Origin of the sequence: Streptomyces fractus (assembly GCF_049844455.1) — a bacterium.
Lineage (GTDB): Bacteria > Actinomycetota > Actinomycetes > Streptomycetales > Streptomycetaceae > Streptomyces > Streptomyces fractus.
The window spans coordinates 8,076,547-8,099,593 of record NZ_JBMYHI010000002.1 but is presented as its reverse complement, the minus strand read 5'-3'; the positions used below and the strand labels follow the sequence as shown (position 1 = coordinate 8,099,593).

20 protein-coding genes and 3 pseudogenes are annotated in these 23,047 nt (G+C 71.3%); 18 read left to right on the top strand and 5 right to left on the bottom strand.

Translation table 11 applies throughout. The features are described from left to right. Nucleotides 1–10: 10 nt before the first annotated feature. Nucleotides 11–1,408, bottom strand: a complete 1,398-nt coding sequence (locus ACP4E5_RS38810) for an MFS transporter (RefSeq protein WP_425837550.1) — start codon at nucleotides 1,406–1,408, stop codon at nucleotides 11–13. Between the two features lie 403 nt (nucleotides 1,409–1,811). On the opposite strand from ACP4E5_RS38810, the gene ACP4E5_RS38805 reads away from it, so the two are divergent. The 7 genes and pseudogenes from ACP4E5_RS38805 (at nucleotide 1,812) to ACP4E5_RS38775 (ending at nucleotide 8,507) form a co-directional block, all read left to right on the top strand. Next, a complete protein-coding gene (locus tag ACP4E5_RS38805) occupies nucleotides 1,812–2,927 on the top strand; it encodes a Gfo/Idh/MocA family protein (protein ID WP_425837547.1) in 1,116 nt (371 codons plus the stop codon). After that, nucleotides 2,924–3,910: a DUF6807 domain-containing protein gene (locus ACP4E5_RS38800; RefSeq protein WP_425837545.1), complete on the top strand. Its 987-nt coding sequence runs from the start codon at nucleotides 2,924–2,926 to the stop codon at nucleotides 3,908–3,910. Before ACP4E5_RS38805 ends, ACP4E5_RS38800 begins: the two co-directional genes overlap by 4 nt. Further along, a complete protein-coding gene (locus tag ACP4E5_RS38795) occupies nucleotides 3,907–4,662 on the top strand; it encodes a cupin domain-containing protein (RefSeq protein WP_425837542.1) in 756 nt (251 codons plus the stop codon). Before ACP4E5_RS38800 ends, ACP4E5_RS38795 begins: the two co-directional genes overlap by 4 nt. Before the next feature lie 131 nt (nucleotides 4,663–4,793). Continuing rightward, nucleotides 4,794–6,083, top strand: a pseudogene (locus tag ACP4E5_RS38790) (ABC transporter substrate-binding protein). Continuing rightward, a complete protein-coding gene (locus ACP4E5_RS38785; protein WP_425837539.1) occupies nucleotides 6,080–7,039 on the top strand; it encodes a carbohydrate ABC transporter permease in 960 nt (319 codons plus the stop codon). Before ACP4E5_RS38790 ends, ACP4E5_RS38785 begins: the two are co-directional and overlap by 4 nt. Next, nucleotides 7,036–7,905, top strand: a complete 870-nt coding sequence (locus ACP4E5_RS38780; RefSeq protein ID WP_425837536.1) for a carbohydrate ABC transporter permease — start codon at nucleotides 7,036–7,038, stop codon at nucleotides 7,903–7,905. The genes ACP4E5_RS38785 and ACP4E5_RS38780 overlap by 4 nt, the downstream gene beginning before the upstream one ends. After that, nucleotides 7,902–8,507, top strand: coding sequence for a hypothetical protein (locus ACP4E5_RS38775; RefSeq protein WP_425837533.1), 606 nt, complete (start codon nucleotides 7,902–7,904; stop codon nucleotides 8,505–8,507). Before ACP4E5_RS38780 ends, ACP4E5_RS38775 begins: the two co-directional genes overlap by 4 nt. A 27-nt stretch (nucleotides 8,508–8,534) precedes the next feature. Here ACP4E5_RS38775 and ACP4E5_RS38770 read toward each other — a convergent pair whose 3' ends face one another. Together ACP4E5_RS38770 and ACP4E5_RS38765 are read right to left on the bottom strand one after the other, a co-directional pair. Then, nucleotides 8,535–9,071 carry a MarR family winged helix-turn-helix transcriptional regulator gene (locus ACP4E5_RS38770; protein ID WP_425837530.1) on the bottom strand — a complete coding sequence of 179 codons (537 nt, stop codon included), beginning with the start codon at nucleotides 9,069–9,071 and terminating at the stop codon, nucleotides 8,535–8,537. After that, nucleotides 9,068–10,792, bottom strand: a complete 1,725-nt coding sequence (locus tag ACP4E5_RS38765) for an FUSC family protein (RefSeq protein ID WP_425837527.1) — start codon at nucleotides 10,790–10,792, stop codon at nucleotides 9,068–9,070. The genes ACP4E5_RS38770 and ACP4E5_RS38765 overlap by 4 nt, the downstream gene beginning before the upstream one ends. Nucleotides 10,793–10,955: 163 nt before the next feature. On the opposite strand from ACP4E5_RS38765, the gene ACP4E5_RS38760 reads away from it, so the two are divergent. From ACP4E5_RS38760 to ACP4E5_RS38735, 6 genes are all read left to right on the top strand, one after another. Further along, the gene (locus ACP4E5_RS38760) at nucleotides 10,956–11,504 is read left to right on the top strand and encodes a DUF5134 domain-containing protein (protein WP_425841982.1); all 549 of its coding nucleotides are present in this window, start codon (nucleotides 10,956–10,958) and stop codon (nucleotides 11,502–11,504) included. Between the two features lie 121 nt (nucleotides 11,505–11,625). Continuing rightward, nucleotides 11,626–12,561 carry a M56 family metallopeptidase gene (locus tag ACP4E5_RS38755; RefSeq protein ID WP_425837525.1) on the top strand — a complete coding sequence of 312 codons (936 nt, stop codon included), beginning with the start codon at nucleotides 11,626–11,628 and terminating at the stop codon, nucleotides 12,559–12,561. A 62-nt stretch (nucleotides 12,562–12,623) separates the two neighbouring features. Further along, on the top strand, nucleotides 12,624–13,304 hold the full coding sequence (locus tag ACP4E5_RS38750; protein ID WP_425837523.1) for a phosphatase PAP2 family protein: 681 nt from the start codon (nucleotides 12,624–12,626) through the stop codon (nucleotides 13,302–13,304). Between the two features lie 33 nt (nucleotides 13,305–13,337). Further along, nucleotides 13,338–14,033 (top strand): HAD family hydrolase, encoded by a 696-nt coding sequence (locus ACP4E5_RS38745; RefSeq protein ID WP_425837521.1) that lies wholly within the window; start codon nucleotides 13,338–13,340, stop codon nucleotides 14,031–14,033. Nucleotides 14,034–14,148: 115 nt separating this feature from the next. After that, nucleotides 14,149–15,666 (top strand): DUF7927 domain-containing protein, encoded by a 1,518-nt coding sequence (locus ACP4E5_RS38740; RefSeq protein WP_425837519.1) that lies wholly within the window; start codon nucleotides 14,149–14,151, stop codon nucleotides 15,664–15,666. Nucleotides 15,667–15,854: 188 nt separating this feature from the next. Beyond that, nucleotides 15,855–16,571, top strand: a complete 717-nt coding sequence (locus ACP4E5_RS38735) for a TetR/AcrR family transcriptional regulator (RefSeq protein WP_425837516.1) — start codon at nucleotides 15,855–15,857, stop codon at nucleotides 16,569–16,571. Here ACP4E5_RS38735 and ACP4E5_RS38730 read toward each other — a convergent pair. Then, nucleotides 16,559–18,058 (bottom strand): LVIVD repeat-containing protein, encoded by a 1,500-nt coding sequence (locus tag ACP4E5_RS38730; protein WP_425837513.1) that lies wholly within the window; start codon nucleotides 18,056–18,058, stop codon nucleotides 16,559–16,561. The two genes, ACP4E5_RS38735 and ACP4E5_RS38730, sit on opposite strands and share 13 nt — an antisense overlap. 108 nt (nucleotides 18,059–18,166) lie before the next feature. Between ACP4E5_RS38730 and ACP4E5_RS38725 the strand changes: the two genes are divergently transcribed. From ACP4E5_RS38725 to ACP4E5_RS38715, 3 genes are all read left to right on the top strand, one after another. After that, nucleotides 18,167–18,811: a DUF305 domain-containing protein gene (locus ACP4E5_RS38725; RefSeq protein ID WP_425837510.1), complete on the top strand. Its 645-nt coding sequence runs from the start codon at nucleotides 18,167–18,169 to the stop codon at nucleotides 18,809–18,811. 80 nt (nucleotides 18,812–18,891) lie between these two features. Further along, nucleotides 18,892–20,253, top strand: a complete 1,362-nt coding sequence (locus ACP4E5_RS38720; RefSeq protein WP_425837507.1) for a ferredoxin--NADP reductase domain-containing protein — start codon at nucleotides 18,892–18,894, stop codon at nucleotides 20,251–20,253. A gap of 115 nt (nucleotides 20,254–20,368) precedes the next feature. Next, entirely contained in the window at nucleotides 20,369–21,754 is a 1,386-nt protein-coding gene (locus tag ACP4E5_RS38715; RefSeq protein ID WP_425837505.1) for a nucleobase:cation symporter-2 family protein, read from the top strand. On the opposite strand, the gene ACP4E5_RS38710 is transcribed toward ACP4E5_RS38715, so the two are convergent. Next, a complete protein-coding gene (locus ACP4E5_RS38710) occupies nucleotides 21,674–22,048 on the bottom strand; it encodes an ArsR/SmtB family transcription factor (RefSeq protein ID WP_425837502.1) in 375 nt (124 codons plus the stop codon). The two genes, ACP4E5_RS38715 and ACP4E5_RS38710, sit on opposite strands and share 81 nt — an antisense overlap. 157 nt (nucleotides 22,049–22,205) lie before the next feature. Between ACP4E5_RS38710 and ACP4E5_RS38705 the strand changes: the two are divergent. Together ACP4E5_RS38705 and ACP4E5_RS38700 are read left to right on the top strand one after the other, a co-directional pair. Continuing rightward, nucleotides 22,206–22,529 (top strand): annotated as a pseudogene (locus ACP4E5_RS38705) (oxidoreductase); the annotation flags it as partial. 111 nt (nucleotides 22,530–22,640) lie between these two features. After that, nucleotides 22,641–22,964 (top strand): annotated as a pseudogene (locus ACP4E5_RS38700) (oxidoreductase); the annotation flags it as partial. Between the last annotated feature and the right edge of the window lie 83 nt (nucleotides 22,965–23,047).

Here is a 23,047-nt window from a genome sequence, read left to right as displayed (position 1 = left end):
CCCGCGGCGCTCACCTGCCCGCGGCGCGCAGCTCCTCGTACTCCTCGCGGGACAGCGGCCGCGCGTCCGGGCCGCCGAGCCGGTCCAGCGGGACGCGGTACGTCTCCGGGGACTTCCACGTCGCGATCGAGGCGACGACGGTGATGACGAGGCAGAGCGTGCCGATGGTGAGCGGCACGTTCGAGGAACCGGGCGGCGCGACGAGCGTGAAGATCGTCGGCAGGAAGGCGACGATCGCCAGGCCGATGTTCTGCGCCAGCGCGAACCCGGTGACGCGGCGGGCCGCCGGGAACAGCTCCTGGAAGAAGCAGGCGAACGTGGCGTTCCAGGACTGGTAGGCGACGCCCCAGGAGAGGACCGCGAGGGCGAAGGTCAGCGGGACGTTGTCGGAGCTGACCGCCCACAGGTACGGGTAGCAGAGCAGGCCCGCCACCAGACCGCCCCCGATCATGATCGGGCGGCGGCCGAACCGGTCGGAGAGGTGGCCGAAGACCGGGACGACGAACATGCCCGCGACGTTCGCGGCGATCTGGATCCAGAGGTAGACGCTCGTGCTCATGCCGACGCCGTAGCCGGACTGCGTCGCGTAGGCGCCGCCGAAGACCGAGACCGTGACGCCGATGACGTTGACGAGCGTCATGCACACCGCGCGGACGATCTCCCGCCAGTTCTCCCGGAACGCCTCGACGAGCGGCACCTTGTGCGCCTCGGGGCCGCTCTCCCGCTGCTCCTCGAAGGTCCGGGTCTCCTCGACGCGTCGCCGGATCAGGTAGCCGGCGAGGACGACCACGGCGCTGAGCACGAACGGGATGCGCCAGCCCCAGGACCTGAAGGCCTCGTCGGACAGCAGCATCGACATGGGCAGGAAGATCGCGGCGCCGAGGATCTGCCCCGCGACGGTCCCGTGCAGCGCGAAGCTCGCGAGGAAGCCGCGCCGCCCGTGCGGAGCGTGCTCGATGATCATCGCGCCCGCGCCGCTCAGCTCGCCCGCAACGGCGAAGCCCTGCACGAGGCGGACGAGGGTCAGCAGGATCGGCGCGATGATCCCGACCTGGCCGTACGTGGGCAGCAACGCCACCAGGAACGTGGAGACGCCCATCAGGAGCATGGCCAGGACCAGGACGTTCTTGCGGCCCTTCTTGTCGCCCCAGTGCCCGAGCACCGCGGCGCCGATGGGGCGCGCGACGTAACCCACGGCGTAGGTGCCGAGCGAGGCGAGCACGGCGATCGTCGCGTTGCCCTCCGGGAAGAAGATCCCCGGGAAGACGAGCGCCGCCGCCTGGGCGTAGATGAACCAGTCGTAGTACTCGAGGGCACCGCCGACCCAGCCGCTGGCCGCGGCCTTCCTCCACATCGCCCGCCCGGCGGCGGGCGCATCCGCGGTACGCGACTCCTTTGACGCGGTCACGCTCATGGCTCTCCTTGGCTTGATCCGGCCACAGCACTGGCAGAAAGCGCTTGCCCAACAGACGGTCGTGATCGCTGTTGAAACGCTCCATTGATGGCGGCCTTACGGCTCCGTGCTCGACGGCGACGGACGATCGACCCGCAGGCGGGTCCATACGAACCCGCCGCGTACGCCTCTGTCAATGGATTCCGGAAGCTTTCCGGGAGCGGTACAGGAAGTGACTGATACGTTTCAACGCCGCAACCCCGGCCGCGTCGAGGCCCTCCGGTGATCAAGGAGCCGCGTCCGAGGTGGAACCCCGCGTTCGCACCCTCGGACCCCCTTGTCCGGACCCGCACCACCCGCTTAGGGTCAACGCCAACGGAAAGCGCTTTCCCCCGTCAGCTCTCCGCGAGGAACCCGCATGCCAAGCCCTTCCCGCCAGGGATCCCGTCTGCGTGCCGCCGTCGTCGGCACGGGCGCGATCGTCACCGGCAGCCACCTGCCCGCTCTCACCTCCTTGCGCGACCGCGTCGAACTCGTCGCCGCCGTCGACGTGGACCCAGGCCGCCTCGACGCCTTCCGCGCCCAGGCCGCCGAAGCCGGATTCGCGGACGTCTCCGTGCACACCGATCTGACCGCGATGCTCGAAGCGGCGCGGCCCGATCTCGTCCTCATCGGCACGCCGCCGGTCTTCCACCGCGAGCAGACCGTCGCGGCGCTCAAGTCCGGCGCCTGGGTGCTCTGCGAGAAGCCGCTCACCCTCTCCCTCGCCGAGTACGACGAGATCGCGGCCGCCGAGGAGGCGAGCGGCGCGTACGCGTCCGTCGTCTTCCAGCACCGCTACGGCTCCGGCGCCGTGCACGCCAGCTCGCTGCTCACCGAGGGCACGCTCGGCCGGCCGCTCGTCGCGCACTGCCAGACGACCTGGTACCGCGACGCCGCCTACTACGAGGTGCCCTGGCGCGGCCGTTGGGCCAGTGAGGGCGGCGGCCCCGTGATGGGCCACGGCATCCACCAGTACGACCTGATGCTGCACCTGCTCGGCGAGTGGACCGAGATCCGGGCGATGGCGGCCCGCCTGGTGCACGACACGGAGAGCGAGGACGTGTCGACCGCGCTCGTCCGGTTCAAGGACGGCGCCCTCGGTACGGTCGTCAACTCCGTGCTCTCGCCCGACGAGACGAGCCGCATCCGCATCGACTGCGAGAAGGCCACGGTCGAGCTGACGCACTTGTACGGGCACAACAACGACGACTGGCGCTACACCCCGGCCCCGGGCACCGAGCAGCCGCCCGCGCCCACCGCCGACGTGCCCAGCTCGCACGCCGCGCAGCTGACCGCGCTGCTCGACGCGTACGACGCCGGCACCCGTCCGCCCGGCAGCGGCCAGAGCGCCCGCACCACACTGGAGTTCGCCGCCGCGTTGTACAAGTCGGCGTTCACCGGTGAAGCGGTGGCGGCCGGTGAGATCGGCCCCGGCGACCCGTTCTACGCCGCGATGCACGGCGACCACCCGGATTGGAGCCCGAAGCAGTGAGCCCCGAAGCAGTGAGCAGCGCCGAGAAGTCACTTGAGGTCACCCACGTCCACGGCGACCGCGTCGTGGTGCGCGCCGCCGCGACCGGCACGGACCTCTTCTCCTACGTCTACAAGCCGGACCCGGAGGCCTTCGAGGCCCGCAAGCCGTACGTGCATCCGCTGCGCACCCTGTCCGGCAACCTCGTCTCGGGCTACCGGCCGAACGACCACCGCTGGCACAAGGGCCTTCAGATGACGGCCAGTCACCTGTCCGGGCAGAACTTCTGGGGCGGCAACTGCTATGTCCACGGCGAGGGTTACCTCCCGCTGCCCGACCGCATCGGCTCGATGCGGCACGACGGCTTCGACGCCGTCGAGGCCGGTGCCGACGAGCTGACCTTCACCGAGCGGCTGACCTGGGTCGAGAACGGTGGCGACGAGTGGGCCCGCGAGGTGCGCGGTGTGCGGGTGCACTCCGTGGACCCGGACTCCGGTTCGTACGCCGTCGACTGGTCGATCGAGCTGACGAACACCCGCGCCGACGGCGAGGCCCTGCGCTTCGGCTCGCCGACCACGGCGGGGCGCGAGATGGCCGGCTACACGGGTCTGCAGTGGCGCGGGCCGCGCGACTTCACGGGCGGCAAGGTCTTCGGGCCCGAGGAGCCGGAGGACGCGAGCGGGTCCGTCGCGACGTACGACGCGCCCGGCGCGCTGATGGGCACGCAGGGGCCGTGGGTCGCCTTCACCGGCGAGCACGACGACGTCGACGGGCACTCGACGCTGGTGTTCACGCACGCGCCCGAGAACGCGGACGCCATCCACGAGTCGCACTGGTTCGTACGCGCGGAGCCGATCCCGACGGTCGCGTTCTCCTGGGCGTTCTTCGAGGAGTTCGCGCTGCCGGTGGGCGAGACGTTCCGCTACCGGTACCGCATCGTGGTCGCCGACGGCGCCTGGGACAAGGAGCAGGTCACCACCCGCCTGAAGGAGCTCCCGTGGTGAGCCCCGACTCCTCCTCCGGCCTGGACCGGCCGCTGCCCGGCGGGATCGGCCTCTCGCACATCTCCGCGTACGACTGGCAGGCGGCGGACGGCGTCTGTGGTGGCAGTCCGCATCTGCACCTGGTGTGCACGGAGGCGTACGTCGTGACGGGCGGGCGCGGCGCTGTTCAGACGCTGAGCCCGGACGGCTACCGGGACACGCCCCTGGAGGCCGGTTCGCTCGCGTGGTTCGAGCCGGGCACGGTGCACCGCATGATCCAGGGCGAGGATCTGCGGATCACCGTCCTGATGCAGAACAGCGGGCTGCCGGAGGCGGGCGACGCGGTGTTCACGTTCCCGCCCGAGTATCTGGCCGACCCGGAGAAGTACGCGGCCGCTGCCGCTCTGCCCGGTCCCGCGGGCCCCGAGGCGGAGGCCGCCGCGCTGCGCCGCCGGGATCTCGCGGTCGAGGGGTATCTGCCGCTGCGCGAGGCGCTGGCGGCGGGCGACGCGGAACCGCTGCGCGCGTTCCAGCGGGCGGCGGCTGAACTGGTCCGCCCGCGCGTCGCGGCCTGGCGCGAGCTGTGGCGCACCGGCGCCCTGGCCACCGCCGAGCGCACGGGCGCCCAGCTCGACGCCCTGGAGAGGGGCGACGCCGACGGCTATCTGTCCGCGTCGACCGCGCACACCGCCACACCCACCCGCCACGGCGGCCTGGGCATGTGCGGGCGCCGCGAGGAGTACGGCATCGAGGGCGCGACGCTGGCCCGCTGAGCGCCTCCCCCGGCGCGGTTCGCGAGTGCCGCGCCGGGGTCTTCACCGCAGGACTCTCTCCGCAACGCAACGCATCGCAACACCCCACCGCACCCTCGGAATTGATCACCGCAAGGAGGCGTGACTTCGGCATGCCCAGAAACAGGACGACGAGGTCCTGGGCCGGCGCCCTCGCTCTCGCACTAGGCGCGCTCACCCTGGCCACAGGCTGCGGCGGCGACGCCGACACCGCCATGAGTGGCGGGAAGACCGTGCTGCGCTACACCTGGTGGGGCAACCCCGACCGGGCTCAACGCACCGACAAGGCCGTGCAGTTGTTCGAGAAGCGACACCCCGGCGTCGAGGTGTAGACGTCGTTCGCCGGCTTCGACTCGTACAAGCAGAAGCTCGCCACCCAGGCCGCGGGTGGTGACGCGCCGGACGTGATGCAGCTCGACTACCGGCAGATCGACCAGTACGCGCGTGGCGGGGTGCTGCTCGATCTCGGCAAGCAGCGGCGACAGTTGGACACCTCGGACATCGACAAGGGGCTGCTGCGCACCGGCAGGGTCGACGACACCCTGTACGCGATTCCGCAGGGCCGCGGCGCCATGACGCTTGTCTACGACGCGCGTCTATGGCGCAAGGCGGGGCTCAAGGCACCCACGCCCGGCTGGAGTTGGAGCGAGTGGGCGGACGCGGTGCGTACCGTCGCGAAGCGCACCGACAAGGCGGGCGCCACCGACCCGGGGCAGAGCGAGGACGCCTTCGAGGTGTGGCTGCGCGGGCGCGGCAAGGCGCTCTACACGAAGGACGGCGCCCCCGGCTTCACGGCCGGCGACCTGACGACGTTCTGGACGTTCGCCGACAAGCTGCGCCGCCAGGGCGCCGTGTCCTCCGCCGAGCAGACGACCCAGCTCGACGGCACGGTCGAGAACACCCCGCTGGGCCGCGGCACGGCGGCCTCCGACATCAACTGGGACGCCCCGGCGAGCGGTTACCAGCCGATGCTCGGTGACGACGTGCGGCTCGCGGCGATGCCCTCGGGCGAGGACGGCACGCCGGGCCAGTACTTCAAGCCGTCGATGTTCGTCGGCGCCTCCGCGCACACGGCGCACCCGAAGGAGGCGACCGAGCTGATCGACTTCCTGGTGAACGACCCGGAGGCGGCGAAGATCCTCGGCGCCAACCGCGGCCTCCCCGTCAACGACACGCTGCGCAAGGAACTGGAGCCGAAGCTCACCGGTTTCGACCGCACGATCGCCGACTACCAGGACTCGATCAAGCACAAGGTCTCCACGCCGCCGCAGGCGCCGCCGGCCGGTGACATCTCGCTGCAGACGACCTTCCAGCGCGATTACGACCAGGTCTCCTACGCACACCTGAGCCCCCGTGAGGCCGCCGAGGACTACCTCACCGAACTGAAGGCGGAGCTGCGATGAGCACGTTGACGACCGAGCCGAAGAAGGAGAGGGCCGAGGCGGCGTCGGCGCCCGCGAAGCCTCCGGCCCGCCGCAAGCGCAGGGGTGAGGGCGCGGCGTGGGTGTTCCTCTCCCCCTGGGTGCTGGGCGCGAGCGTCCTGACGGCCGCCCCGATGCTGATCTCCCTGTATCTGTCGTTCACCGACTACGACATGTTCACGTCGCCGCACTGGGTGGGCTTCTCCAACTACGTCCAGATGTTCACCGAGGACCCGCGCTACTGGCGCTCGGTGGGCGCGACGCTGGCGTACGTCGTGATCGCGGTGCCGCTGCAACTCGCGCTCGCCCTGGTCGTCGCGCTCGCCCTGAAGTCGATGAAGCGCGGCAAGGCCTTCTACCGCTCGGCGTTCTACGCCCCGTCGCTGCTCGGCGCGTCCATGTCGATCGCACTGGTCTGGCGGGCGATCTTCAACGACGGCGGGCCCGTCTCCCATCTCTTCGGGGGCGGCGGCTGGATCAACCGGCCGGGCTGGTCGCTGCTGACGGTCGCGCTCCTGACGGTCTGGCAGTTCGGCGCCCCCATGGTGATCTTCCTGGCGGGCCTTCAGCAGATCCCCGGTGAGCTGTACGAGGCGGCGGCCGTGGACGGCGCGAAGCCGCTGCGGCAGTTCTGGTCGATCACCGTGCCGATGCTGTCCCCCGTCCTCTTCTTCAACCTGGTCCTGCAGACGATCCAGGCCTTCCAGGTCTTCACCCCGGCCTTCGCGATCAGCGGCGGCAGGGGCGGCCCCGCCGACTCGACGCTCTTCTACACGCTGTACCTCTACGACCGCGGCTTCACGGCCTCCCACATGGGCTACGCCTCCGCGATGGCGTGGGTGCTGCTGCTCGCCATCGGCGGCGTCACCGCGATCCTCTTCAAGACCTCCCGCAACTGGGTCTTCTACGCCAACGAGCCCGAGGGAGCCGCCCGATGAGCGCCGCCACCGCCCCCACGTCATTGAGCAAGCCGCGGCCCTGGCGCCGGATCGCCCTGCACGTCGGCTGTCTGGTCGCGCTCGCCGTGATGCTGTACCCGCTGGCGTGGCTGCTCGCCACGTCGTTCAAGCCGGCGTCCGAGGTGATCGCCAGCCTGAAGCTGCTCCCGTCGCACCTGGAGTGGTCGAACTACTCGACGGCCCTGGACGGCGTCAACGGCGTCTCGGTGGGCCGGCTGTTCACCAACTCCCTGCTGATCGCGGGCGGCGCGGTCGTGGGCAACGTACTGAGCTGCTCGCTGGCCGCGTACGCGTTCGCGCGCCTCAGGTTCCGGATGCGCGGCCCGCTGTTCGGCTTCATGATCGCGACGATCATGCTGCCGCACCACGCGGTCCTGATCCCGCAGTACATCGTGTTCAACCAGCTGGGCATGGTGAACACCTACTGGCCGCTGATCCTGCCGAAGTTCCTCGCCACGGAGGCGTTCTTCGTCTTCCTGATGGTGCAGTTCATGCGCGGTCTTCCGCGGGAGCTGGAGGAGGCGGCGACGATCGACGGCGCGGGCCCGTACCGCACGTTCTTCTCGGTGATCCTGCCGCTGACACGGCCGGCGCTGATCACCACGGCGATCTTCACGTTCATCTGGACGTGGAACGACTTCTTCACGCAGCTCATCTATCTGTCCACGCCGGACAAGTTCACGCTGACGCTGGCGCTGCGCTCGTTCGTGGACGCGTCCAGCCAGTCGTCGTTCGGGCCGATGTTCGCGATGTCGGTGCTCGCGCTGCTGCCGATCGTGCTGTTCTTCTTCGCCTTCCAGCGGTTCCTGGTGGAGGGCATGGCCAGTTCGGGGGTCAAGGGATGAGGGGGCGCAAGCAGCCGGGCGAGGTGTTCGGCACGCGGATGTCGCTCTTCGCGGACGTCCTGAGCATCGGCATGGTCACGGCGCTCGTCTCGCTGCCGCTGGTGACGGCGCCCGCCGCGCTCTCCACGGCGTGCGCGGTGCTGCGCGGCGCGGCCGAGCACCGGCCGAGCACGGCGGGGCGCTACGTCGCCGAGCTGCGCGCCCGGTTCCGTGCGGGAGACGTGGGGGCGGGCGCGGTGCTGCTGCTCGCGCTCGGGCTGGTGGCGGCGGACGCGGCGCTCGCGGGGGCGGGGCTGCCGGGGGCGGCGGTGTTCGCGGGTGCGGCGGGGCTGTTCGCGGCGGGCGCGCTGGCCGTGGGGCTTCGGGCGTGCGGTCGCGCGGAGTCGGTCACGGATTGGCGGGCCGCCCTGCGCGCCGCCGTCCGGGACGCCACGTACGACCTGCCGGGCACCGGCCTCGTGCTGCTCGCCGTGGCGACGTGCGGGCTGTGCACCTGGATGATGCTGCCGTTGGCGTTCCTGGTGCCGGGTCCGCTGGCGCTCGCGCTGGTGGCGGTGGAGGGGCGGCGACGGGGCGCGGGCGCGGTCGCCCACGAGGCGTAGGGGTCGAGCGGAGTCCGGGGGGGGCGGTCAGTGCGGGCCCGCGCCCAGCCGGCCCTCCAGCTGGAGCAGCAACTCCCCCAGCAGATCGCTGAGTTGTGCGTCCTTGCCCTCGCCCAGACCCGAAAGGACCGCCCCCTCGTACGCGAGTTGACTCGGCAGGACCTCGTCGACGAGGGCGCGGCCCTCGTCCGTCAGGCTCAGGTGGGAGACGCGGCGGTCGCGGGTGTCGCCGCGGCGGGAGATGAGGCCGCGCTCCTGGAGCTGCTTGAGGCGCTTGGTGACGGCGGCGCCGGAGGAGAACGTCTCGCGGGCGAGGTCGCCGGGCGTGAGCTCGCGGCCGGTCCTGCGCAACGTACCCAGCAGGTCGAACTCCGCCCTGGTCAGGCCCGCGTGCCGCAGCGGCGCGTCCTCGGCCTGCTGGAGCAGCGCGGCGCACCGGTTGATGCGGCCGATGATCTCCATGGGCGCCGTGTCGATGTCGGGGCGCACGGCCCGCCACTGCCGTACGACCGACGACACGATGTCGAGCGGCCCCGTCGCCGCCGCGCCTTGCTGCGTGCTCATGCCTGCCTGACCGGACCTTCCTCATCGGCCGAACGTTGTGCGTCCGCCACTATCCGCCACTGCCGGGCGCCAGCACCACTCGGGGCGCTGTGTTCCGCCTGCCGCCGGACCGTGGCCGCGAGCGTACGGTGCCCGGACTGCTCGGCCGCGAGCACCCGCTCCTCGGGCAGGGCACGCTGCCACCACTCGCCCGCCGCGGTGTCCGCGGCGGCGCGCAGTTCGACGAGGGCGGCGGTGAGGCCGCGGCGCGCCGTCTCCAGCGCGGCGTGGCCGGGATCGGGCAGCGCGAGGGTGCGCTCGGCGCTCTCGCGGGCGGTGTCGCTCGCGGCGAGGGCCTGCTCGATGCCGTCCGTCGCGCGCCGGTTGGTGACGGCGATCGCCGCGACGACACCGAGCACGGCGCCGACGAGGGTGTCGATGACCCGGTCGCCGATCAGCTCACCGGGCTCCTGGTAGCGGGCGAACTCGGTGACCAGGAGCGCCATCGGCGTCACGCAGAGGCTGCCCAGCCAGTAATTGCGGGTGATGAGCGCTTCCGCCCCGAACGCGCAGGCGAGACAGCACAGCACGAGGGCGAGCCGGCTGGCGTGGGCGAGCGGGACGAGCGCGGCGAAGACGAGGACACCGGCGATGTTGCCGACGACGCGCTGAACGCCGCGGTTCCACGACAGCGTGAGGTTGGCCTGGTAGATCGACGCGGCGGTGACCAGGGCCCAGTAGGGGCGGCCGACACCGAGGGCGAGCGAACCGTACCCGGCGAGGGCGCAGCCGACGAACGTACGCAGGACGATGGGCAGCAGCGGCGAGCCGGGGCCGATACGGCGCCACAGCGAGGGCTTCCCGCCCGCGAGTTCGGCCTCGATGCCGAGGAGTTCGTCGTCCATCCCGGCGATGCGTTCGGGCCGCGGCACCGAGCCCGCGCCCCGCAGCCCTCCCGCCCAGGCGCGCAGCCGGTCCGCGTCGGTGTCGCCCGGCGCCGCGATGGCGACCTCGGCGCGCAGCACGAGCCGCTCCAGGGCGCGCCGGGCCTCGGTGCGCGCCCCGGTGGCGAGCAGCGACTGCCACGCCGCGTGCACGGCGGCGGCCGCCGCACCTCGGGCGGGCGCGTGCTCGGGCCGCTCGACGTACGCGGCGGCGGCGTTCAGCGCGCGGGCCGTGGCACGGCGCTCCGGCCCGTGGGGGCGGACGACGGCGGGGGCCATGCCCACGATCCACGACACGGCGCCGGCGGCCAGCGTCAGCGCGAGGTGGCCCGGCACCTGCCCGATGGCCTGCGGCGCGAACAGTGTCGCGGAGCTGATGAACGTGAAGATCAGGTGTCCCGGCGGTCCGATCCGGGTGGCGTCGCACAGCCCCTTCTGCGCGGCGGCGAGCAGCGCGCCGATGGCGACGAGGACGGCCGCGGACGAGGTGAGCGAGGCGGTGACCATGGCGACCGCGACGCTCGCGAGCATCCCGGCGACCACCCACGCCAGCGCACGCGCGCGTGCCGCGTAGGGGAGGTTGTGCCCGTACAGGGCGCACAGGCTGCCCGCCATCGTGTACATGGCCAGGTCGAGCCGGCCCAGGGCGAGCAGCGCCATGTTCGGTATCGCGGTGGCGACGACCACGCTGGTCGCGGGCTTGAGCCAGACGTCGGACGGCTTGTTGAGGCGCAGCACTCCGGCGAGCGGGAGGCGATGGACGGCGGGGGTGCGAGGTGACGGAGGTGTGCTGCTCATAAGGAAAGCTTAGCAGGTGTTTTACCCGTAAATGATTTGCGCGACCATCCGTGCTTCTCTGCGCCGCCTTACGCCCCCGCCCGCCGGGGCATCTCCTGGACGGACACCGACGACGCGAGACAAGGCAAGAGAGTCAGAACGAGACGGACAGATGGGGGACCCGGTGCACGGACCGCTCTCGGCCGCCTGGCTGCTGGTCGCACTGTGCGCGGCGACCGGCGCGTACTGCCTGCTGCGCCTGCGCAGCGACGTCGAGGAGCAGCGCCGCACGGCCGGCGGCGAGGCCCTGATGGGATTCGGGATGGCGCTGATGGCCGTGCCCGCGGCGGTGCTCACGCCCCCGCACTGGGCGTGGCTGCTGTACGCGACCGTGTTCGGGGCCGCCGGGCTCCGCGCCCTGTGGACTTCCCGGGCGGGCGGCCATCACCTGCACCACCTGGTGGGCACGTTCGCGATGGCGTACATGGCGGTGGCGATGGCCGTCCGCCCGGAGGCCCACGCGCACCACGGCGGCGCGGGCGCCCCGGTGCTCACGGGCGCCCTCCTGCTCTACTTCACGGTCTACGTCCTGTGGTCGGGCGCCCGCCTCGTCCCGACCGCGGCGCCCGCGGGTCCGGTGGCCGCGACCGGCTGGGGCGACCGCCCGGAGCTGGCGCGGGCGTGCCGGCTCTCGATGGGGATCGGGATGCTGGCGATGCTGTTGTCGATGTGACGAACGACGCGGCGAATGACATGACGGGCGACCCGGCCGACGATCAACGAAACCGTGGCGTGCGTCACTTGACGCGCCAGGCCATACCCGTGGGTAGCGCTCGCCTCATAGGGTGACGGCCATGACCGTCCCCGTAGCACTGTTGCTGCTCGGCGCCCTCGCCGCCCTGGTCGCGCCGAGGCTTCTCGCGCGCGCGGACTGGACGGAGCGGGAGCCGATCGTCGCGCTGTGGGCGTGGCAGTGCGTGGTGGCCGGCGTGCTGCTGTGCTGTGCCCTGTCGATGACGCTGAGCGCGGCGGCCGCCTGGAGCGCCGTGCGCGGCCACGTGTTCGCGCCCGCGCCGAACGGGGTCGTGGACGCGTACGCGCTGCGCGCCACCGGAGGCTGGGCCGCGATCGTCGCCGTGGCGCTCGCGCTGGGCGGGGTGTGGACGGTGGCGATGCTGGTGCGCGAGGTACGGGCCGCGCGGGCGAGGCGTCGCGCGCGGCGGGTCGAACTGCTGGAGCGCGCACCGCTGTTGCCGGGCGAGGAGCCGGGCCCGGACCGCCTCGTGATCCTGGAGGGCCGGCGCCCCGACGCCTGGTGGATGTCGGGCGCGACGCCCCAACTGGTCATCACCACGGCCGCGTTGCAGCGCCTGAAGGGGCGTCAGCTGGACGCGGTGCTCGCGCACGAGACGGGTCACGCGCGGTGGCGGCACGACTGGCTGCTGCACTGCTCGGGCGCGCTGGCCTCCGGTTTTCCGCAGGTCCCGGTGTTCGCCTCGTTCCGCGACGAGATGCACCGGCTGGTGGAGCTGGCCGCCGACGACGTCGCCTCGCGCCGCTTCGGCCGGATGAGCATCGCGCTCGCGCTGGTCGAACTCAACGAGGACCGCGGGGTGTTCGGCCCCTGCCCGACGCCGCACACGCAGGTCCCGCAGCGCGTGCACCGACTGCTCGCGCCGCCCTCGCGCCTGACGCCCGCGCACCGGCTGCGCCTGACGGCGGCCGCGGCGCTGATCCCCCTGGTCCCCCTCCTGGTCACCTTCGTCCCCGCCCTGCGGGCGCTGGGATAACACCACGCCGCGCCGCCCACCGGGATGGCCCGCGCGACGCCCCGTGAGCGAGGATCGTCCCCATGCACCCGGTACGGCCCGCCTCCCCGCCCCGACGCCCCCGCCCCGTCCTCGCGCTCACCGCCGCGCTGGCCCTGCCCTCCGCCCTCCTGCTCGTCCTGGTGGCGCTCCGGTGGAGCCCGCTGATGCGCCTCGACCGGGACGTGGCCCGCTCGCTGCACGGCCGGGCCCTCGCCGAACCCGGCGTCACGCACGTCAACCGCGTCCTGACCGACTGGGTGTGGGACCCCTGGACCATGCGGGCCCTGTGCGCGGTGATCGTGCTGGTCCTCGTACGGCGGTCGCGGGACTGGCTGCTCGCGGGCTGGGTGGCGGCCACCTGCCTGATCGGCGCGCTGCTGCAACAGGGCCTGAAGTCGGCCGTCGACCGGCCGCGCCCGGTGTGGCGCGACCCGGTGGACTCGGCGCACTACGCGGCGTTCCCCTCGGGTCACGCGATGACGGCGGCCGTGGTGTGCGGGCTGGTCCTGTGGCTGCTGCGGCGCCACGGGGCCGGTCGCCCGCTGTGGCGCACCGCGCTCACGCTCGCCGTGGTGTCGGTGCTCGGCGTCGGCCTGACCCGCCTGTGGCTGGGCGTGCACTGGCCGTCGGACGTGCTGGCCGGCTGGCTGCTCGGGGCGCTGACCGTGGCGGTGTCCACGGCGGCGTACGACAGGTGGGTCGCCCCCAATGCCCGTGCTTGACCAGGGCGTTCGGCACGTCGGAGGATCGACGGCATGACGATCAAAGCCGTGCTGTTCGACTTCTCCGGGACGCTCTTCCGCATCGAATCCACCGAGTCCTGGCTGCGCGCCGTGCTCGACGCGAGTGAACTCACCCTGCCGGCCGAGGAGTTCACGCGTGCGGTCGAGGGCCTGGAGGCGGCGGGAGCGCTGCCGGGCGGCAGCACGCATCAGGTGAACGTCCCCGAGCACCTGGCCGAACTCGTCGCGGTCCGCGACGTGGACGCCTCGCGGCACCGCGCCGCGTACACGGGCCTGGCCCGCCAGGTGCCGCTGCCCGACGATCGGCTCTACGACGCCCTGTACGACCGGCACATGAAGCCCGCCGCCTGGCGTCCCTACCCGGACACCCGCGAGGTGCTCGCCGGTCTGCGCGAGCGCGGCGTCCCGGTGGCCGTGGTCAGCAACATCGGCTGGGACCCGCGCCCCGTCTTCGCCGGGCACGGTCTCGACGGGTTCGTCGACGCGTACGTCCTGTCGTACCGGCACGGTGTGGCGAAGCCGGACCCGCGGCTGTTCGCGGCGGCCTGCGAGAAGCTGGGCGTGGCGCCCGGTGACGCGCTGATGGTGGGCGACGACCGGCACGCGGACGGCGGCGCCGCGGCGCTGGGCTGCGCGCTGCACTTCGTGGACCACCTGCCGGCCGATGAGCGTCCGGACGGGCTGCGGCCGGTGCTCGACCTGGTGTGATCCGGTCACGCCGAATGGGCCGACTACCGGACCCCACCGAATAGAATGTACGGTTTTGTCCGTATTAAATGCAACGCTGTCATCCGGTGTACCCGGATGTGAAGGAGAGTCAGCGATGCATCGCGGCGGAGAATCGCTCCAAGCGGCGTGGCTGCGGAAACTCGTCTGCGTGATGGCGCTCGGCGCGGCACTGGGCCTCGGGGCCGCGCCCCCGTCGGCGGCGGCACCCCGGGCCGGCGAGGCCCTGACCATCACCAAGGACGCCGAGGCCGACCCGGGCCACGGGACCGGCACCGCCGTCAGGCCCGGCGGCACGGTGACGTACCGGGTTCGGGTCACCAACAACGGCGCCACCGACTACACCGGCGCGGTCGTCAAGGACGACCTGTCCGGAGTGCTGGACGACGCGAGCTACAACGGGGACGCCAAGGCCCGCTCGGGCAGCGTCTCCGTCGACGAGCCGACCCTGACCTGGTCGGGCGACGTGCCGGCCGGGCGCACCGTGACGATCACCTACTCGGTCACCGTCGACGATCCGGACACCGGCGACCAGCGCCTGGACAACGGCATCGTCGGCCCTGCCGATTCGAACTGCGCGGAGGGTTCCACCGCCGCCTCCTGCCACTGGTCCATGGAGGTGAGCGAACTCTCCATCACCAAGAGCAGCGACGTCTCCGAGGCGGAGCCTGGCGACACGGTCACCTACACCGTACGGGTCGACTCCAAGGGGGACAGCGGCTTCACGCACTACGACCAGATCCTCCGCGACGACCTGAGCGGCGCACTGGACGACGCCACCTACAACCACGACGCCAAGGTGGTGAGCGGCCCCGGCCGGGTCTCGTACACGGAGCCGGATCTGGACCTGCTCATTCCCGAGATCAAGAGCGGGGAGTCCACGGTCATCACGTACTCGATGACGGTCGACGACCCGGACGACGGCGACCACAAGATGACCAACACGGTCGCGTCCCCGGTGCCCGACGGCCTGTCCAACTGCCAGGTCGTCACCGAGGCCACGGGCTGCTCCGCCGATGTCACGGTCACGAAGCCGCAGCCGCAGCCGCAGCCGCTCGACATCACCAAGACCTCCGACGCGGGCGACACCGTGGCCCCCGGCGACACCGTCCACTACAAGATCACCGTGTCCAACCCGGGAACGAGCGACCGCAAGGACGTCACCTTCAGCGACCCGCTGACCGACGTCCTGGACGACGCCGACTACAACGGCGACGCCGTCGCCTCCTCCGGCTCGGTCGCCTACGACGCTCCGGACCTGAACTGGTCCGGCGACGTACCCGCGGGCAAGAGCGTCACCCTCACCTACAGCGCCACCGTCCACGACCCGGACAACGGCGACCAGCACCTGAACAACACCGTCACCTCCGACACCGCCGACACCAACTGCGCCCCGGCTTCCACCGATCCGCACTGCTCCACCGGGATCAAGGTCGTCGCGGAGTCGGGCGGCGGCAGCGAGCCGACGGAGCAACCGCGGCCGGGCGGCGGACAGTTGGCCGCCACCGGGGACTCCGACGGCACGCCGGTCGCCGCCGGTATCGCGGTGTGCGTGCTGCTGGCCGGAACGGCCCTGACCCTGGCCGCCACCCGCATCCGCCGGTCACGGCCCTGACGGACCCGCCGCGCCCACCCACCGGGAACGCGCCGCGTCTCCCCCGGGCATGGCACAGCCGTATTCCGACGATCCCCCGCGTCGCCGGAATACGGCCGGCCTTCCTGCACACACCACGCCCCAACAGGCCGGTGGCCAGGAAGCGCTGAGTATAGTTGGCTGCCGGCCAGTCAACGCAGGAGTCAAGAATGTCCCCCCGCAGCGCATCGGTCAATGAGGAGTTGCGCCGACGTTCCCGCGAACGGCTCCTGCGGGCGACGTTGGAGCTCGTCGGGGAACGCGGGTACGAGGCGACGACGCTCGGCGACATCGCGGACCGCGCCCGCTCGGCCCGCGGTCTGATCTCGTACTACTTCCCGGGGAAGCGGCAGTTGCTGCAGTCCGCCGTGCACCGGCTGATGCACCGCACCCTGGAGGAGACGCTGGAGCGCGAGCCGCGGCCCGCGCTCGACGACGGGGACGAGCGGCTGGCCCGCGCCATCGACGCGATCCTCGGCCTCGCCCGCGACCACCCCGTCCTCATGCGCACGCACATGGCGGGGATCCTTCAGGCCGAGGGCTTCGTGCAGTGCCCTGAGCAGCAGCGGCTCGCGGCGCTCCTGCGCGACACCGTCGTGCGGCACGGGACGCTCGACGTCGACACGGACTATCCGCTGCTGCGCGCCGTACTGATGGGCGCCGTGTTCTCGATGCTCGTGCCCGGTGCGCCGATGCCGCTGGGGGCGCTGCGCGCCGAGCTGTTCCGCCGCTACGAGCTGGAGTGGCGGGGAGGCTTCCCGCCGGACGACGAGGATGACGCGTCGTCCGACGAGAGCCCCGCTCACGGCGGACCGGCCGATTTCTCACGCTACTTCGAGCCGTTGTCCCCGGCCGTCAACGGTGAGCGGACCGGTCAGCCGAAGTAGTCCGGCTGCGTCTGGACGTTGAGCTCACCCAGGCGGACCTTCTGGGCCGGGTCGGTCCGGGCGTCCTTGATCTTCAGGACGTCGAAGCCCTTCGCGATGTCGTTGGAGAACACGTACCCGTTGTAGTAGTACGCCGACCAGGAGCCGCCCGTCGTCATCTTGTCGGTGGTGAGCGGGCCGCGCTCGAAGTAGCCGATCTCCTTCGGCTTCGCCGAGTCCGTGAAGTCCCAGACGGAGACGCCGCCCTGGTACCAGGCCTGCACCATGAGGTCCTTGCCCTTGACCGGGATCAGCGAGCCGTTGTGCGCGACGCAGTTCTCGGTGTCGGCCTGGTGGCGCGGGATCTTGAAGTAGCTCTTGAAGACGAGCTTGCGCTTGTCGCCCTTGCCGGTGATGTCGTAGATGCCGTCGGCGCCGCGGTCCGGGCCGATCTCCGCGTTGCAGGTGGCCGCGCCGCCGCCGCCCAACTCGTCGGTGAAGACGACCTTGTTGGCCTTCTGGTTGAAGGTCGCCGAGTGCCAGAACGCGAAGTTGACGTTGTCCTGGACCTGGTCGATGACCTTCGGGTTCTCCGGGTCCTTGATGGAGAACAGGATGCCGTCGCCCATGCAGGCGCCCGCCGCGAGGTCCTTGGAGGGCAGGACCGTGATGTCGTGGCAGCCGGTGGTCTTGGAGACACCCGGGTTGGTGGGCGCGCCGGGGTTGCCGCCGCCGTCCTCGCCCTCACCGGGGAAGAGGACCGGGAAGTTCACCACGGCCGCCTCCTGCGGGGCGTTGCGGGGCACCTTGATGACCGAGATGCCGTCGTGCGGCGGCTGGCAGTCCGGGAACGTCGCGCTCGGCGAGTACGAGGAGACGTAGACGTAGACGTTCTTCTTCTCCGGCACCAGGGTGTGGGTGTGGGAGCCGCAGGAGGTCTCGACGGCGGAGACGTACTTCGGGTTCGCCTTGTCGCTGATGTCGAAGACCTTCATGCCCTCCCAGGACGACTTCTCGGTCGCCGGCTGGGTGGTGGAGGCGCAGGAGTTGTCGCTGCGGGAGCTGTCCGTGGACAGGAACAGCAGGTTTCCGGAGACGGAGATGTCGTTCTGGGAGCCGGGACACAGCACCTGGGCGACGGTCTTCGGGGCCTTCGGGTCGCTGATGTCGAAGACGCGGAACCCGTCGTAGTTCCCGGCGAAGGCGTACTTGCCCTGGAAGGCGAGGTCCGAGTTGGTGCCGGGCAGCGCGTCCTTGGGGATGTTGGTGACGTGCTCGATGTTGTCCGAGTGCACGACCTCGTCCTGGCCGGGTATGTCGCCGGCGGATATCGCCTTCTCGACCTCGGCCTCGGTGCTCTTCGAAACGCTCTTGGGGGCCGACGACTTGTCGCCCGGGTCGGGCGTCGCCGAGACGGGGCCCGCGGCGAGCAGCGCCGCGAGGAGTCCGGCCGCCGCTGTGGCAACTCCCAGGCGTCTGCGCCGGGTTCGGGGGGAGTACAGGGTCACTGTTGTCTCCTTGGGTGACGGTGACTTCGCTCGTACGTGAACGATTCACGGATCTCCCCGAGTATCGTCTTCCTCATGCACAGATCAATAGATGGCAACGTAATCGTCATGAAAGTTGCTGTCGCCGCGCTGGCGGCGGTGTCGGCGCTGGTGTTGACCGGGTGCGATTCGGGAGGTTCGAGCGACGCCGCCAAGGCCAACTCGCCCGCGTCCGGCGGGCCTTCGGTCATCGCGCCGGGCAAGCCGGGCGACGCGGCCGAGACCTTGTCCGCCAAGGACGCCGAGCGGCGCGGCTCGGACGACACCCCGAACTCCGCCGACGTCACGTACGTGCAGATGATGATCCCGCACCACGAGCAGGCCCTGAAGATGACCGAACTCGCCCCGGAGCGGGCCGAGTCGAAGCAGGTCAAGGGACTCGCCGAGCGGATCACCGCCGCGCAGGGCCCGGAGGTCGGGGCGATGCGCGGCTGGCTGAAGAAGTACCACCGCGACGCCAAGCCCGAGGGCCACCAGGCTCACGACACGATGCCGGGGATGGCGACGGACACCCAGCTGAAGAAGCTCAAGGCCGCCAAGGGCAAGGCGTTCGACGAGCTGTTCCTGAAGCTGATGATCACGCATCACCAGGGGGCCGTCACGATGGCCACGGAGGTCAAGAGCGGCGGGAACAACGTGCAGGTGGAGGAGATGGCCGACGACGTGATCGCGCAGCAGACGACCGAGATCGAGCGGATGCGCGACATGTCCTGAGCGCCGTCGCGCCCTCTCCCCCACCGCGGCTCCCGGTGTCATGCTGGGACACATCAGCACCTCGGCGGAGGGAGCCTCCCGTGCCGCACATCGCCGTCGTCGGCTCGGGTCCGAGCGGGGTCTACACCGCGCAGGGCCTCGTACGGCAGGATCGCGTTCCGGACATCCGCGTCGATGTGCTCGACCGGCTCCCCTGCCCGTACGGGCTTGTGCGCTACGGCGTCGCCCCGGACCACGAGAAGATCAAGTCGTTGCAGGGCAATCTGCGCTCGGTCCTGGAGGACGAGCGGGTGCGTTTCCTCGGCGGGGTGGAGATCGGCCCGGCGCTGCCGCCCGCGAAGCTCCTGGAGTTGTACGACGCGGTGGTGTACTGCGTGGGCGCGGCGGCCGACCGGCGGCTCGGGGTGCCGGGCGAGGACCTGCCGGGCAGCTGGTCGGCGACGGACTTCGTGGCCTGGTACAGCGCACACCCGGACGCGGTGGACGGCGGCTTCGTACGCGACGTGCGCACGGCCGTCGCCATCGGCGTGGGCAATGTGTCGGTGGACGTGACCCGGATGCTGGCCCGCGGCGCCCCCGAGCTGCTGCCCACCGACATGCCGCGCGCCGCGCTCGACACCCTCGCCGCGAGCGAGGTCCGGGACGTGCACATGGTGGGCCGGCGCGGCCCCTCGCAGGCCCGCTTCACCACGAAGGAGCTGCGCGAGCTTGGCGGCCTCCCGGACACCCAAGTCCTCGTCGACGAGCGTGAATTGAGGCTCGACCCGGCGTACACCTACACGTCCGCGCTGCCTGCCGCGCAGCGGCGCAACGTGGAGGTGCTGCGCGGCTGGGCCGCCGAGCCGGCGCGGGGCACGCGCCGCCGGATCCACCTGCGGTTCTACCTGCGGCCAGTCGAGCTCCTCGCGGGCGGCGACGGCAGGGTGGCCGGGGTGCGCTTCGAGCGGACGCGGCCCGACGGACGCGGGGGCGTCGCCGGAACGGGCGTGTTCGAGGAGGTCGGCGCGGAGCTGGTGCTGCGGTCGGTCGGCTATCGCGGAGTGCCGCTGGAGGGCCTGCCGTTCGACGAGAGCAGCGGCACCGTGCCGCACGAGAGCGGGCGGGTACTGCGGGACGCGCGGGTGGCGCCGGGCGAGTACGTCGCCGGGTGGATCAAGCGCGGCCCGACCGGCGTGATCGGCACCAACCGCCCTTGCGCCAAGGAGACCGTCACCTCGCTCCTGGACGATGCCGAGGCCCTCGTGGGGGCGGGTGCCCTCGTGGGAGCGGGTCCCGCGCGGGATCCGCTGAGCGGTCTGATCGCGGCCGGGGCGCGGCCCGTGCGGTGGGACGGGTGGCGGGCGATCGAGCGGGCCGAGGCGGAGTTGGGGCGGGGGCTCGGGCGGGGCTCGGTGAAGATCCCTGACTGGGAGGGACTGTTGAGCGCGGCCCGGGGTTCGTAGGCAACTCTTCGTAGGCAACTCTTCGTAGACAACCCAACGCGATCCATGGGCGAGGACACGCAGCGGCAACACGACGGAAATCAACAAAACGTTCAAGGTCATTACGTTCTCGTGCATGACAACGCATCCCGTGGACCAGGTCCCGCCCGCACGCCAGTTGGCGGCGTTCGGGCTGCAGCACGTTCTCGCCATGTACGCGGGCGCGGTCGCCGTGCCGCTGATCGTGGGCGGCGCGATGAAGCTGTCGCCCGCCGACCTCGCGTATCTGATCACCGCCGACCTGCTGGTGTGCGGCATCGCGACGCTCATCCAGTGCGTGGGCGTGTGGCGCTTCGGTATCCGGCTGCCCATCGTGCAGGGCTGCACCTTCGCGGCCGTGTCGCCGATGGTGCTGATCGGCACGACGGGCGGCGGACTGCCGGCGATCTACGGGGCGGTGATCGTCGCGGGCCTCGCGATGATGCTCCTGGCCCCGGTGTTCGGGCGGCTGCTGCGCTTCTTCCCGCCCCTGGTGACGGGCACGGTGATCCTGATCATCGGCCTGTCGCTGCTGCCGACCGCCGGCACGTGGGCCGCGGGTGGCTCAGGCGCGAAGGACTTCGGTGACCCGAAGAACATCGGGCTCGCGGCGCTCGTCCTGGTGCTCGTGCTCGGCGTGCAGCGGTTCGCGCCGCCCGCCCTGAGCCGGGTCGCGGTGCTCGTCGGCATCGTGGTGGGAACGGCGGTGGCGATACCCACCGGCTTCACGGACTTCTCCGCGGTCGGGGGCGCGCACTGGTTCGGGATCAGCACGCCGTTCCACTTCGGGGTCCCCGAGTTCCACGCGGCGGCGATCGTGTCGATGCTGATCGTGGCCCTGGTGACGATGACCGAGACGACGGGCGACTTCATCGCGGTCGGCGAGATGACGGGCCGCCCGGTGGACCGGCGCGCGCTCGGCGACGGGCTGCGCGCCGACGGCTTCTCGACCGTCCTCGGCGGCGTCTTCAACACCTTCCCGTACACGGCGTTCGCGCAGAACGTGGGCCTCGTCGGCATGACGAAGGTGCGCAGCCGCTGGGTGGTCGCCGTCTCCGGCGGCATCCTGATCCTGCTCGGGCTGCTGCCGAAGCTGGGAGCGGTGGTCGCCGCGATTCCCTCGCCGGTGCTCGGCGGCGCGGGCCTGGTGATGTTCGGGACGGTCGCCGCGAGCGGCCTCAAGACCCTGTCGAAGGTGGACTTCGAGGGCAACAGCAATCTGACGGTGGTGGCCGTCTCGGTCGCCGTCGGCCTGCTGCCGGTGGGCGTGCCGACGATCTACGAACACTTCCCCAACTGGTTCCAGACGGTGATGGACAGCGGCATCAGCGCGGGCTGCCTGACGGCTATCGCACTGAACCTGCTGTTCAACCACCTTCCGCAGAAGGCGGGTTCGGCGCCGTCAGCTCCCGCCGAGCCGGTCCTCCTGCCGGGCAGCCGCGTCGAGGACGGTGTCGAGAAGGCCGGGGAAGAGCGCGTCTAGGTCGGTCCTGCGCAGCCCGTTGAGCTTGGCGGTCCCCCGGTAGACCTGCTCGATCACCCCGGCCTCGCGCAGCACCCGGAAGTGGTGCGTGGTCGTCGACTTGGTGACGGGCAGGTCGAAGGCCGAACAGGACAGCTCGGCCTCCGCCGAGGCCGCCATCTCCCGGACGACGGCCAGGCGCATCGGGTCGGACAGCGCGTGCAGCACCGCTTCCAGCCGGATCTCCGTGACGTCGGGGTGCGCGAGCGTACGGCCGCCGGCGGCGGTCCCGGTGTGCGGTGCTGCGGTCGTCATGGACGACTCCCCTTCGCGGTCCGTGTGGTGCGTCATCGCCATTGTACGAGAACCATCGTAGTTTGACATCCGCCGTACTACGGTGGCTATCGTACTAGGCAGGTCCTCGTCGCAATCCGCGAGGCATTTCCGCGCACCACACCGAATGGAGTCCGCCGTGAGCGCACTGTTCGAGCCCTACACCCTGCGGTCACTGACCATCCCCAACCGCGTGTGGATGCCGCCGATGTGCCAGTACAGCGCGGCTCCCGAGGGCCCACTGACCGGCGCTCCGAACGACTGGCACTTCCAGCACTACGGGGCGCGCGCCGCGGGCGGCACGGGCCTGATCATCGTCGAGGCGACGGCCGTCTCCCCCGAGGGTCGCATCTCGCCGCAGGACCTCGGTATCTGGAACGACACCCAGGTCGAGGCCTTCCGCCGGATCACGTCGTTCCTGAAGTCGCAGAACACGGTGCCCGGCGTTCAGCTCGGTCACGCCAGTCCTACCAAGTATCAGGGCACCACGGAACGCGCTGACCTGGCGCTCTGCGCCTAAACCCACTCCCCCTCCAGTGCGCTCACTTTCCGCCCCGTCAGGTCAGGAGTCCCGATGACCAACCTGTTCACGCCCTACAAGCTCCGCGAAGTCACCGTCCCCAACCGGATCTGGCAGGCACCGATGTGCCAGTACAGTGCGGCCCCCGAAGGTCCGCTTACCGGAGCCCCCACGGAGTGGCACTTCCAGCACTACGGCGCCCGTGCGGCGGGCGGCACGGGTCTGATCATCGTTGAAGCCACGGCCGTATCTCCCGAGGGGCGGATCAGCCCGTACGACCTTGGCATCTGGAATGACGCGCAGGTGGCCGGCCTCCGCCGCATAACCGACTTCATGAAGAGCCAGGGAACCACTCCGGGAATCCAGATCGCCCACGCCAGTCCTACCAAGTATCAGGGCACCACGGAACGCGCTGACCTGGCGCTCTGCGCCTAAACCCACTCCCCCTCCAGTGCGCTCAC